The following is a 12,086-nucleotide window of genomic DNA, read 5'->3' on the forward strand; positions in this document are numbered from 1 at the left end:
GCCGCCGAGCGTTGTCGCCGGATCAGCCCACGCCGTGCATCTTCAACCACTCCAGACAGCGCTTCCAGCCGTCCTCGGCAGCCTCCTTGCGATAGCTCGGCCGGTAATCGGCATGAAATGCGTGCGGCGCATCGGGGTAGATCACGAACTCCGACTTGCGCGCCGCCGGGGTGCCACCCGCCAAAACTGATTTCATCTTATCAATAGTGTCAAGCGGAATGCCGTTGTCCTGCCCGCCGTACAGGCCCAGCACCGGGGCGCGCAGAAAGCTGGGGACGTCGATCGGGTGAATGGGCGTCAGCGCCCGGGCTTCGCCGACAAGCCGCCCGTACCAGGCCACCCCGGCCTTCACGCGCGGATTGCGCGCCGCGTACAGCCACGTGATGCGCCCGCCCCAGCAAAAGCCGGTGATGCCGAGCCGATCGATGTCGCCGCCGTTGGCGGCGGCCCAGGCGACGGTGGCGTCCAGATCTTCCATCGCCTGCGAGTCGGGCTTTTTGCTCACCACCTCGGCGACGAGCTTCGGAATGTCGGTGTAGGACTGCGCATCGCCCTGCCGAGCAAAAAACTCGGGCGCGATCGCCATGTAGCCCAGCTTCGCCAGGCGGCGCGTCACGTCCGCGATGTGCTGGTGCACGCCGAACACCTCGCTGACCACCAGCACCACAGGCGCGGCCAGAGTGCCGGCCTGCACAGCCTCGGGCGCGGAGCGGTACGCAGGCATGCGGAAGTTGCCTACCGGAATGCTCACCGGGCCTGCAACGAGGCCGACGGTGTCGGTGTCGATCGTCTGTGCGCTGACGGGCAGCACTGCGGCAGCGAAGCCCGAACCCACCGCGGTGGCGACGAAATCGCGGCGGCTGAGGTCGCGCGTCGGGTGCAGGCTGTCGAATTCTTCTTGCAGCATGGTGGACTCTCCGGTGGCAGGGTGCGGCGATTCTAGGAACGCAGCAGCGGGCGTGCGCGCACAGGGTCGGCTCGTCGATTGCAGACACAATGCCCGCCATGCCAGCGCCAGCCGCCTCCTCTGAACCCGTCGATCCGTCGGTGCTGGCCGCCATCGACCTCGGCTCCAACAGCTTTCGACTCGAGATCGGCCAGCTCTCGCGCGGTCGCTACAAGCGCATCGATTACCTGAAGGAAACCGTGCGACTGGGCGGCGGGCTCGACGCCGACGGCCGGCTGGGCGAAGAGGCTCAGGCCCGCGGCCTCGAGTGCCTGACGCGCTTTGCCGCGCGGCTCGACGGCTTCGAGGCCTCGCAGGTCCGTGCGGTGGCCACCCAGACCCTGCGCGAGGCACGCAACCGCGACGCCTTCCTGGCTCGCGCCCGCTCGGTGCTGGGCCAGCCGATAGAGGTGATCTCCGGGCGCGAAGAAGCGCGCCTGATCTTCGCCGGCGTCGCGCGCCTGCAACCGAGCGAGCGCACGCGCCTGGTGATCGACATCGGCGGCCGCTCCACCGAAATGATCCTCGGCCAAGGCCGCACTCCGCGGCACACCGAGAGCTTTCAGGTCGGCAGCGTGAGCCTGTCGATGCGCTTCTTCCCCGACGGCCGATTCACGGAAGCAGGCTTTCGGGCGGCCCAGATCGCCGCCGGCGCCGAACTCGAAGAGGCGCTGCAGCCCTTCGCGCCGGGCCAGTGGGTCGAAGCGCTGGGCTCCTCCGGCACGGTGGGTGCGGTGTCCCAGCTTTTGGCGGCCAACGGCATCAGCGACGGTGCGATCACGCCCGTGGGTCTGCGCTGGTGCATCGAAGCCTGTCTCGCCGCCGGACACCAGGACGCGCTCGAGCTGCCCGGCCTCAAGGCCGACCGCCGCGCGGTGCTCGGCGGCGGCTTGTCCATTCTGTACACGCTGGCGATGCAGTTCGGCATCGACGCCCTCCAGCCGGCGCGCGGCGCGCTGCGCCAGGGCGTTATCTTCGATCTGGCCGAGCGGCGCGAAGCGGTGCAGGCTCAAGGCCGGCACGGCGCGGCCGACGGCACGGTGCGCGATCTGCGCGACGGCTCGGTGCAGGAACTGCAGCGCCGCTTCGGCAGCGATCTTATGCAGGCGACGCGGGTCAGGCGGCTCGCGCTGGCGCTGTACCGCAGCGTCGCGCCGCGCGGTCTCGGCGACGGCGGTGGCCTCCCGGGTGAGACCGCTCGGGAACTCGGCTGGGCTGCGCTGCTGCACGAGATCGGCATGTCTGTCTCCCACCACGATCACCACCGCCACAGCGCTTACCTGCTGGCCCACGTCGATGCCCCGGGCTTTTCTCAGAGCCAACAGCGGCGCGTTGCCGAGCTGGTGCTCGGGCACCGCGGCGGCCTGCGCAAGCTGGGCAGCACGCTGGAAGAAGAAACGAGCCTGTGGCCGGTGTTGTGCCTGCGGCTGGCCGCCGTGCTCTGCCATGCCCGCAACGATGTCGCCGACACCGTGGCGAGCCTCAAACGCGTGCCGCAAGGTGCCCAGCTTCGGCTCGGTGCTGCGTGGGCCGGGGGCCATCCGCGCACGATGTTCCTGCTGAGCGAAGAAACTCGCGCCTGGGAGCGCGCCGGGCGGCTGCAACTGGCAGTGGCCGAGGATCGCTGAGCGCAACTCGGCCCGGCGCCGCTTCGGCGAACGCCGCTGCTTGTTACAGCAGGTCGGGCCCCTGCACCGCCTGCAGCACCACCTGCACGCCACCATCGCGTTCGCGGTGGCGCAGCCACCAGACGGCGCCCTTCTTCATCGCCCAGTACTTGTCGATGTCGGCCAGCAGCCGCGCGGCCGTGAAGCCGAGCGTGGGCTGATGGCCGACCACCAGCACCGGCTCGTTGGACTCCGGCCAGCGCACCGCCGCCAGCAGTTCATCGACACCCGCATCGTGGCTCAGTGACTCGACCGTCCGGAAGTTGCGCTTGAGCGCCTTGGCCGTCTGTTGCGCCCGCACCGCCGGGCTGACCAGCACCCGGGTGGAAGCCGCCAGGCGCTGGTTGAGCCACTCGGCCATGCGCTGCGCCTGGCGTTCACCCTTGGGTGTGAGCGCGCGCTCGGCGTCGTCCTGGCCCTCGCGCACCAAGTGCGCTTCGGCATGCCGCCACAGGATGAGATCCATGCCGTGCTCCGGTGACCCCGTTCAAAGCTTATAGCGGCGCATCAGCGCCTGCTGTGCGCTGGGACCCTCGCTTGCAACGCGCTCGTAGCGGCCGTCGCTGCCCTGCAGCCAAGCGTCCTGCGCGTCGCGCAGGTAGGGCACCAGGCATTCGTCGATCACGCGCTGGCGCAATGCCGCATCGCGCACTGGCCAGGCCACCTCGATGCGGCGCTGCATGTTGCGCGTCATCCAGTCGGCGCTCGAAAGGTAGAGCAGCTCTTCGTCCTCACCGGTGCCGAAGCGGAAATACAGGATGCGCGTGTGCTCCAGAAAACGCCCGACCACCGAGCGCACGCGGATGCGGTCGGTGAAACCACGCAGTCCGGGCGGCAGCATGCAGGCGCCGCGCACGATCAGATCGATCTCGACGCCGGCTTGCGAAGCGGCCACCAGCGCGGCGATCAGCGCCTCGTCGGTGAGCGCATTGAGCTTGACCACGATGCGTGCCGCCCTGCCTTCGCGAGCCGCTTGTTCGCAACGCTCGATGAGCCGCAACATCTGTTTGTGCAGGCTGCTCGGCGCCAGCAGCAACTGCCGGGGCGCCTTGCCGCGCGTCAGGCTGGCGAGCTGCTGGAACACGAGGTCGGCGTCGGCCGTCAGCGTGGGGTCGGCGGTCATGCAGCCGATGTCGGTGTACAGGCGAGCCGTCTTCGGGTTGTAGTTGCCGGTGGACAGGTGCGCATAGCGGCGCAGCCGGCTGCCGCGGGGCGTGTCCTCTCGGCGGGTGACGAGCAGCAGCTTGGCGTGCGTCTTCAGACCGACGATGCCGTACACCACCTGCGCGCCCACCGCCTCCAGCCGCTCGGCCCAGTTGATGTTGGCCTCCTCGTCGAAGCGGGCCTTGAGCTCCACCACCGCCATCACCTCCTTGCCACGGCGTGCCGCCTCGATCAGCAGGTCCATCAGCGGGCTTTCGCTGCCGGTGCGGTAGATGGTCTGCTTGATGGCCAGCACGTCGGGGTCGGCGACCGCCTCGCGCAGCATCTGCACGACCGGCTCGAAGCTCTCGAACGGATGGTGCAGCAGCACGTCGCCGCTCTTGAGCCGCTCGAACATCGAGCCCTCGGCGTTGGCCGGCCGCAGCGATTTCGGCCAAGCCGGCTCGTAGGGTGCGAAACGCAGCGCGTCGGCGTCGGCTTGATCGATGAGCTGGTTCAGGCGCACCAGGTTCACCGGGCCGTTGACGCGGTACAGCGCCGCGTCGGGCAGGCCGAACTGCTGCAGCAGGAACTCGCTCAGCTCCTCCGGACAGGTGTTGACCACCTCGAGCCGGATCGCCAGCCCGAAATGGCGCGTGCTCAAGGACGAGCGCAGCGCCAGGCGCAGGTTGGTCACGTCGTCGTCGACGTCGAGGTCGGAATCGCGTGTGACGCGGAACTGCGAGAAGGCTTCGACCGTGCGTCCCGGAAACAGCTCCTCCAAGTGCGCACGGATCAGGCTCGACAGCAGCACGAAGGCCTGACGGTCCCCGGCGACTTCGGCCGGCAGCCGGATCACGCGCGGCAGCACCCTCGGCACCTTGACGATGGCGATCGAGTTGTCGCGCCCGAAGGCATCACGCCCGCCAAGCTTGACGATGAAGTTGAGCGACTTGTTGGCCACCTGCGGAAACGGGTGTGCCGGATCCAGGCCGACCGGAACAAGCAGCGGGCGCACCTGCTTTTGAAAGAAGTCATCGACCCAGGCGCGCTGCGCGGCGTCGCGCTCAGCATGGTTGAGCACGACGATGCCTTCGCGAGCCAGGGCCGGCATCACCACCTCGTTGAAGGCGGCGTACTGCGCGTCGATCATCTCGTGCGCGGCGGCGGCCACTTCCGCCATCTCGCGCAGGGTGATGCCGGAGCCGGGCAGGCGCGAGGCTTCCAGGTAATCGGCGAATCGCACCTCGAAGAACTCGTCCATGTTGGACGAGACGATGCAGATGTAGCGCAGCCGCTCGAGCAGCGGCACGTCCTCGCGCAAGGCCTGGGCGAGGACACGGCGATTGAATTCGAGGATGGCCTGCTCCCGGTTGAGCAGGAGCAGCGTCGCGGTGAGGGGCTGGGGCTGGGGCTGGGCGGACATCGCCACAGTTTATGGAAGTCGCGTTGCCGCTTCATGACAACGCCGCCGTTCCCGCGTTCGCGCCGGGCCATGAAAAGGGGCTGCTCGCGCAGCCCCTCGATTCTTCAGCCGACCGGCCCTTGCAGGGCCGGATCTCGGTGATCAGAAGTTGTGCATGATGCCGATGCCTACGATCGTCGACTTCTCGCCCGCAGGCGTGGCACCCAGGGTGATCTGTGTGTTGATGCGCGAATCGTCGTCAGCGTCGACGTAGGCCAACTGAGCGTACAGGATGGTCCGCTTCGACAAGGCGTAATCGTTGCTCACAACCAGCGTCTTGGTCTTGTTGTCGTCGATCACGTCGTCCTCGCCGTAGTAGTAAGCGAGCGTCGCGGTGCTTTGCGGGCTCCAGCGGAAGTCGAGACCCACGCCGAGGTTGTCGGTTTTGCCGACTTCCTCGCCCGTGAGGTCGTCCTGCGTGGCGCGCGCGTACAGAGCCTTGAAGGTCAGGGCGCCGAACGGCACCGCCACACCCACGCCGAAGCGCTTGGCCTCGGCGTCGGGCGCGCCCTCGATCTGCTGGTACGAGAGGGATACGACCACCGGCCCCTTGTAGGACACGCCGAGAGAAACCGTGCGGCCGTCGCCTTGGCCGGCATTGCCCTCGCCGAGGCCGTAGCCCACGCCCACGCCCACCGGCCCGAAGGTGCCGCTGTACGAGACCAGGTTGCTGATGAAGATGCCGGCGCCGTTGTTCGGTCCGGTTAAATCATTGCCGGCCGGAAGCTGATTGGCCGCGAGGTTCCCCAGGCTCGAGAGCGACTCCTTGTAGCCGCGCGGATCGGTGCCGAGTTCGGCCAGCAGGGCCGGGCTGTACTGACGGCCGAGCAGCACGGTGCCCCAGCCACCCGACAGGCCCACATTCGCCTGACGCCCGAAGAGCGCGTTGCTAATGTTTCCGAGACCGCGGCTGCCGCCCGTGTCCGCCGAGAAGTCGCTTTCGAGGTTGAAAACGGCCTTCAGGCCGCCGCCGAGGTCCTCGGTGCCGCGCATGCCCCAGATGCTGGGCAGGATGCCGCCGTTCTGCAACTGCCAGAGCCCGTCGTCGCCGCTGACGGAAGCCGTGCTCTTGCTGGTGTACTGGATGCCGGCGTCGACCCGGCCAAAAAGCGTCACGGTTTGCGCACTGACCATGCCGGCCGTCATGGCCAACACCGCCCCTGCGACCAGCGAGCGCTGAGCGAAGGTAATCGTCTTCTTCATAAGGTCTCCTCGTTGCATGTGTGATGTCTTTTTGCTTTCGGATGGCCGAGCCTCCAAAGCAAAATCATGCTAGCGCAACGGGTACGCGAACTGTCATATCTGATAAACGCTGCCGTTGCAGCAACCCCACGTTCCACTTTGGCGCAATACGGGGCACTACGTGCTTGCCGGGCCCGGTACAGAGAACCCGCTTGAAATGTTTGGGATGGAGCCCTCAAGCGATGCCGTCACTCCCAAATGAACGCTGCAAACAAAAACGGCCTCGGATCGCTCCGAGGCCGCTGCTGACAGAACCTAAACTTTAGAGCTTGCGGCGACGACGCACCACGGTACCGACCGCAGCCAGACCGGCGAGCATGAGCGCGTAGGTGCTCGGCTCGGGAATCGCGAAGTTGATCGCGCCACCGCCCTGCTGGATGCGGAAGCCGCCATTGAACAGGGTGACCTGCGACGCCGTGTTGGTGAACACGGAGAACGCGATCGGGTAGAACGGGTTCGGATCGGCGAAGAAGCCTTCGGCGCCAGCAGCCACGTTGAAGGTCAGGTCCGCGCCAGCAGAGGGCGTGAACGGATTGCCCAAAGGCGCCGAGCTGACAAAGCCCTCGATGAGGCTGCCGGTTGCCAGTACGGTGGCGCCCGCTGCGCCGGTAATCGTCGGATTGTTGGATCCGTCGAAACCGAAGGTAGCGGCGGGGCCGTTGTAACCGAACAGCGTGTATTCGAGCGTATCGAAACTACCGAAGGTCGGCACGCTCGTCGGATTGCCCGGATTCTGGGAGCCCGTCGCTTCGAACTGGATGTACAGCCCGTAGGTTTCGTTCAGCCCACCGCCGGAGATGTTGGTGCTGTTCAGCTGAAAGTTGGAGACCGCCAGGAAGCCCGAGTCAGTGAAGCTGCCAGTGGTGCTGTTCAGGCGAACGGTCGAGTAGTCCGAGATGATCAGGTTGTCAGCAGTGACGTTGGCACCGGCCAGCCCGGCGCCAGCAGGGCTGAGCGTGAACACCGGCAGCGCCGATGCAGCAGAGCAAGCTGCGGTCAACGTCAGCGCCATCAGCGCCCGCTGCACACCTGATTTGAAGGGAGGGGAAAAAGCTTTCATGGTCTTGCTCTCCGTGGAGTTGGGTGAAGGGAAATCGAGTCGTTCGTCAGACAAGAGCTTGTTACAAAACACACGAGGCGCTTACGCACGATTGCAGGAGTTAAGCCGCACGCGACCGCCAACAGCCACCGAATGCTCGACCTCGTCGGCTGGTGAATCAAGTCTCTGTTTCACAACCTCAAGATACCGTTCGTTCCATCACACAAGCATGATCCGTCGCCCCGCACATGAGGGGGTCTGCGACACTAAACCCGTCGGTTCGAACGCGTTCGTATGTACGAGACCGTACGAATCTGGTTGATCGCTCCCGCGGAAACGATTTCTGACATTAACCGAATGCAGCGCGCTGTACCGGCAGGACCGCTGCGACTCATCGGCCGATTCGGTCACCGGCATCCTTCAATCGAAGTCGGCGCTTGACGACGCCGAGCAGCAAGCGCTGCAGCAGGTTGCGGTTGCCGCCCGGGCGCCAAGTACGCCGCAAGCGATTGCGAAATGCATCGAAATGAAGGCCTCGCGGCGCGGCCACCACATCGCCCCGGCCCAGCACCAGCTTGAGCACTTGTGTCGCGGCAATGGCGCTGCACAACTGCACCGCGATCACGGTAGAGGGCCCGCGTTTTTGCTCTAGATCTACCCGTGAGGGGTCGACCAGGTACGTCATCTGCTGCATCGCAGGAGACAGGCCAACGAGAAAGCGCAAAGCCTGCTCATCCTCACTCTCACCTTCGAGCTGGAAATACTCGTCGAACGACATGCCGCCGGGGACGAAGTTGAGTAGCGCAGCGCCCATGCCGAGCGGAGCGACCGTGGTCGCCGGAACGCCTTTGCGATGACACAAGGCAAACAAATGGCGCCGTATCTCCAACGCAAAAAAATCGAGCCCGTCGAGGTAAACATCGGCTCCTTCGACAAAGCTCTCGAGATTCGCCGCGTTCAGCCCCTGATCGAAGACGCGAATATCGAGCTCGGGATTGATGTCTCGCGCCAAGGCGAGCATGACGTCGGTTTTCGGCTGGTCCAGTGAAGACATGGTCGCACCGGCCTGGCGATTGAAATTCGCCAGCGCGAAATGATCGAAATCCGCGATCGTGAATGCACCGATCCCTAAGCGCGCCAGTGTGAGCAAGTAAATACCCCCCACGCCCCCCAAGCCCGCGATGCAAATGCGGGCCTGCTTCAGGCGCAGTTGCTCTGCCTGCGTGACCCAACCAAGGTTGCGGGAAAAGGCCTCGTCGTAGGAGAAACGGGTTTCGCGGGTCTGAGAAACAGCGGGCACAGGCGGCGCGGGTCAGGCAGTGGCGTATTGCGGCTGCGGCGTCGAGTGCTGGCGGGGAATGGACATCCTCGCGGGCTGCTTTCGCTGCAGGCGACGCACGATACCCGCCTGTTCGTGGGCCGAGAAAAAATAGGGATAAAGCGAACGCTCGACCAAGGCGTACTCGGGTTGACCGCCGAACCGGTCAATCTGGCTGCTGCCATAACAGAGGTCGAGATCCAGCAGCACCGCCGGTGCATCGACGCGTGGGTTCAGCCGCTGCGGCCCCGCCACCTTGAAGCCCAGCATGCGCTCGTAATACCGCACGTGCCGCGGATTGACCTCGATAACGACGTTGTCGGTCCCCCTGAGGCGATGTGCACAGATGAAGGCTACGTGAAAAAGCGAAGCCAATACCCTGCGGGAACGCACCGAGCTGTCGATGGCCAGCTTGATGAATTCGCAGACGCTGCGCCCGGCGTCTCTCAGTTCATCGGTTTCCGATGAAAACAACTGGTCGGCAAGCAGGCCCTCCGACGAATCGAAGCCGATGGTCAGGGTACCGATCGTCACGTCGTCATCGGTCGCTACCAAGGTAATTCGCTCGGGAGTACCTGCGGCCGGCAAAAAAGAACTTCGGTAGCCGCGCGTGGCATACATCTTGTTAATCAGGATGCTTGCAGAGCTGCGTTGCCCATCGGTATCGGCGGCGCGGATCGTGAACTGGCGGCCGGTTTCGTCGTCGCAGTGCATGGAGCCGTCCAAGGAATTCAGCAAAGCTGGACGAGTGATGTATTCCGTCTCGAACGGAACGCGGACGATCGTGGTGTCTTGCAACTCTTGCCCCTGTCGGATTGCAGGTGTCGTGCGGCGCACACACGAGACCTCGGGATTGACGAGGCTGCATTCTGTTCAGCGCGTGAAAAAGTCCCGCAAGCAGGCGTAACCGTTCAAAGGGCTTGAAGCACGAATCGTGAAAGATGGCGCGGCAGTACGGCACCGCACGCACCTGGCTGAACGCAAAAAATTTGAAGCGCGACGAGACGTTTTCTGCAGACGGAACTCAACGGGCAAAGCCGGACACGCTCTCCGCGGGGCGGATTGCACCGGCCTCACTGAACGTTTCCAGCAGCACATCCGTCAGTTGATGCATCCCGCCCAGACTCTCCGCGCCCGGCTGCAAGCCCGCCTCGAACCCCGCCGCCTCGAAGCGCCGAAGCAATGCCGGATCGTCGCTGATCACGTGAACCGGCACGTCCCATGAAGCGCCGTGACCGCTCACGGTGGCCAACGGCTGGTGGTCGCCGATCACGATGGTCAGAAGCCGCTTCGGGGCACGCTCACTCATGAACCCGCCCAGCCAATCGTGCATATAGCCCATGGCTTGCAGATAAGCCGGGCGCGGCTCCAGCCACGACACCCGCTCGCCCAGCGCCTGATTCAGCTCCTCTCTCGAATAGGCCTCGCTGTGCAACAGCCGATCCCAATCGCTCCGGTAAGGCGCCACCGGTCGAAACGGCGCATGGCTGGTGACGGTAGGAAAGACCACGAAGCGCGGCGCCCGCGGGCGGCTCGTGAACTCCTGCTCCTGCAGCAGCGCCAACGACGCTTGATCGGGAATGCGCCAGTAACCGAACTCAAGGCCCGTGTAGCCGATCGAGTCGGCGTGGGCGTAGCGGTCGAAGCCATAGAACCCGCCTTCGGGCCAAGGCCGTTGCAGACCCGGCATCCAGGCGACCGTGCGCCATCCGTGGCGGGCGAAGTGGCGCACCAGCGTCGGCCGCTCCGTGGTGAGCAGCAATTCATGGTCTGCGGGCCGGCGCGTGTCCACGCCCGAGAGCATGGCCGAGTGCGCGAGCCAGGACGAGCCGCCGAAGGTCGGAGATGCCACCCGCGCCGACACCACCTGCCGCCCGCTCGCGAGCACCGACTGCAGCAGGCGTTCACGGCCCGACGCCAGCGCCGCGGAATGCCTGGGATCGTCGAAGGCGGTCATGCCGTAGGCTTCGGCGAAGATCAGCAGCACGTCGGCGCCCCTCAAGTGCGCCAGGTTGCCCTGGAAGCCCGGGCTGGGCGAGAGCCGCGCCTGTGAACGGTGCGAGCCGAGCACAGTCGGCAACCATGCAACTTGGCGCGCGATCGTCGGGCTGACCGGCAGCGCGAAGAACCAGCGCGTATCGTGAGGCGCGATGGGGTGCACGGCGAAGCTGACAGCCAGCCCGCCGCCCGCGGCCAGCAGCCATCGGCGCGGCCGGTGCCAGGCAAGGCTGTCCGCAAGCAAGCCGATGGCCCAGCGCACGCTCACATGAAGCACGATCAGCCCGCTCGACAAGCCCAAGGTGAAGGCGCCGATTTGCCAGGCCGGCAGCGACGACGCGGCCAGCCTGATCGCCTCCCACAAGTGCGGGCCGTCCCAGTAGAGGTTGACCGGTCGGCCGAAAAGCGCCGGCACGGTGACATCGGCATAGCGCGCGGCGACGAGCAGCACGTACAGGCCAGCCAGCACCGCGCCGGCACGCGCGCCGAGGCGACGCCCGGAGGCCGTCCAGACGATGAGACCCAGCGCGCCCATGCACAGCTCGAAGGACAGTCGTGGTCCGAAGCGCACGCCGGTCCCCGACCCGCTGTTCTCGAACGTCAGAAGGGTGTTGAGGAAGAGAAACGCCAGACCGAAGCCGAGCAGCCACAGGCCCCAGCGCGGCTGCACCTGGGCCGTTGCGGCATCGCAGTGGCGCGGATGGGCGGGCGGCACCACGGTCAGTGCGCCTGATCCCAATTCGCGCCCACGCCCACTTCAGCAAGCAGCGGCACCTGCAGCTCCGCGACGCCGGCCATCAGCCGCGGCACTTCGGTACGCGCCCAGTCGAGTTCGGCCTCGGGCACCTCGAACACCAGTTCGTCGTGGACCTGCATGATCATCCTCGTGCCGCGGCCCGGCTCGTCGAGGGCGGCTTCCACCGCGATCATCGCCAGCTTGATCAGATCGGCCGCGGTGCCCTGCATCGGCGCGTTGATCGCTTGGCGTTCGGCCGCGGTGCGGCGCGGGCCGCTGCCGCCGCGAATCTCCGGCAGGTAGATGCGCCGGCCGAACAGCGTTTCGACGTAGCCCTGCTCGGCGGCGCGCAGGCGCGTTTCGTCCATGTAGCGCTTGACGCCCGCGAACCGGGCGAAATAGCGATCGATGTAGTCGCGCGCAGCCTTCTGCTCGATGCCGAGGTTGCTGGCCAGGCCGAACGCGCCCATGCCGTAGATGAGCCCGAAGTTGATGACCTTGGCATAGCGGCGCTGCTCGCTGCTCACCTCGG

The 12,086-nt window shown here is 65.9% G+C and carries 10 protein-coding genes; 1 reads left to right on the plus strand and 9 read right to left on the minus strand.

What is annotated here, in order from left to right; all coding sequences use genetic code 11:
* Window positions 1–22 precede the first annotated feature (22 nt).
* A complete protein-coding gene (locus tag H0W38_RS06930) occupies window positions 23–907 on the minus strand; it encodes a dienelactone hydrolase family protein (protein WP_292452380.1) in 885 nt (294 codons plus the stop codon).
* Window positions 908–1,005: 98 nt separating this feature from the next.
* On the opposite strand from H0W38_RS06930, the gene H0W38_RS06935 reads away from it, so the two are divergent.
* On the plus strand, window positions 1,006–2,574 hold the full coding sequence (locus H0W38_RS06935) for a Ppx/GppA phosphatase family protein (protein ID WP_292452381.1): 1,569 nt from the start codon (window positions 1,006–1,008) through the stop codon (window positions 2,572–2,574).
* A gap of 43 nt (window positions 2,575–2,617) precedes the next feature.
* Here the strand turns inward: H0W38_RS06935 and H0W38_RS06940 are convergent, their stop codons facing one another.
* The 8 genes from H0W38_RS06940 to H0W38_RS06975 form a co-directional block, all read right to left on the minus strand.
* Complete coding sequence (locus tag H0W38_RS06940; RefSeq protein ID WP_292452382.1) at window positions 2,618–3,079, minus strand: histidine phosphatase family protein; 462 nt, start codon at window positions 3,077–3,079, stop codon at window positions 2,618–2,620.
* 21 nt (window positions 3,080–3,100) lie between these two features.
* Window positions 3,101–5,182 (minus strand): polyphosphate kinase 1, encoded by a 2,082-nt coding sequence (gene ppk1 / locus H0W38_RS06945; RefSeq protein ID WP_292452383.1) that lies wholly within the window; start codon window positions 5,180–5,182, stop codon window positions 3,101–3,103.
* Between the two features lie 141 nt (window positions 5,183–5,323).
* Window positions 5,324–6,424: a porin gene (locus H0W38_RS06950; RefSeq protein WP_292452384.1), complete on the minus strand. Its 1,101-nt coding sequence runs from the start codon at window positions 6,422–6,424 to the stop codon at window positions 5,324–5,326.
* A gap of 301 nt (window positions 6,425–6,725) precedes the next feature.
* Window positions 6,726–7,523 (minus strand): flocculation-associated PEP-CTERM protein PepA, encoded by a 798-nt coding sequence (pepA, locus tag H0W38_RS06955; protein WP_292452385.1) that lies wholly within the window; start codon window positions 7,521–7,523, stop codon window positions 6,726–6,728.
* Between the two features lie 370 nt (window positions 7,524–7,893).
* Window positions 7,894–8,802 carry a ThiF family adenylyltransferase gene (locus tag H0W38_RS06960; protein WP_292452387.1) on the minus strand — a complete coding sequence of 303 codons (909 nt, stop codon included), beginning with the start codon at window positions 8,800–8,802 and terminating at the stop codon, window positions 7,894–7,896.
* Window positions 8,803–8,814: 12 nt separating this feature from the next.
* Window positions 8,815–9,618: a long-chain N-acyl amino acid synthase gene (locus H0W38_RS06965; RefSeq protein ID WP_292452388.1), complete on the minus strand. Its 804-nt coding sequence runs from the start codon at window positions 9,616–9,618 to the stop codon at window positions 8,815–8,817.
* A gap of 226 nt (window positions 9,619–9,844) precedes the next feature.
* The gene (locus H0W38_RS06970; RefSeq protein WP_292452390.1) at window positions 9,845–11,536 is read right to left on the minus strand and encodes a sulfatase-like hydrolase/transferase; all 1,692 of its coding nucleotides are present in this window, start codon (window positions 11,534–11,536) and stop codon (window positions 9,845–9,847) included.
* Window positions 11,537–11,538: 2 nt separating this feature from the next.
* Window positions 11,539–12,086 (minus strand): DNA polymerase (locus tag H0W38_RS06975; protein ID WP_292452391.1); only part of this gene is annotated, 548 nt, incomplete at its 5' end.

The sequence above is a fragment of the Methylibium sp. genome (assembly GCF_013817365.1).
GTDB lineage: Bacteria > Pseudomonadota > Gammaproteobacteria > Burkholderiales > Burkholderiaceae_C > Methylibium.

Excerpts from the sequence above, each read along its gene's own strand:
- H0W38_RS06930 (WP_292452380.1), bottom strand. The coding sequence starts at position 907 with ATGCTGCAAGAAGAATTCGACAGCCTGCACCCGACGCGCGACCTCAGC.
- H0W38_RS06935 (WP_292452381.1), top strand. The coding sequence starts at position 1,006 with ATGCCAGCGCCAGCCGCCTCCTCTGAACCCGTCGATCCGTCGGTGCTG.
- H0W38_RS06940 (WP_292452382.1), bottom strand. The coding sequence starts at position 3,079 with ATGGATCTCATCCTGTGGCGGCATGCCGAAGCGCACTTGGTGCGCGAG.
- ppk1 (WP_292452383.1), bottom strand. The coding sequence starts at position 5,182 with ATGTCCGCCCAGCCCCAGCCCCAGCCCCTCACCGCGACGCTGCTCCTG.
- H0W38_RS06950 (WP_292452384.1), bottom strand. The coding sequence starts at position 6,424 with ATGAAGAAGACGATTACCTTCGCTCAGCGCTCGCTGGTCGCAGGGGCG.
- pepA (WP_292452385.1), bottom strand. The coding sequence starts at position 7,523 with ATGAAAGCTTTTTCCCCTCCCTTCAAATCAGGTGTGCAGCGGGCGCTG.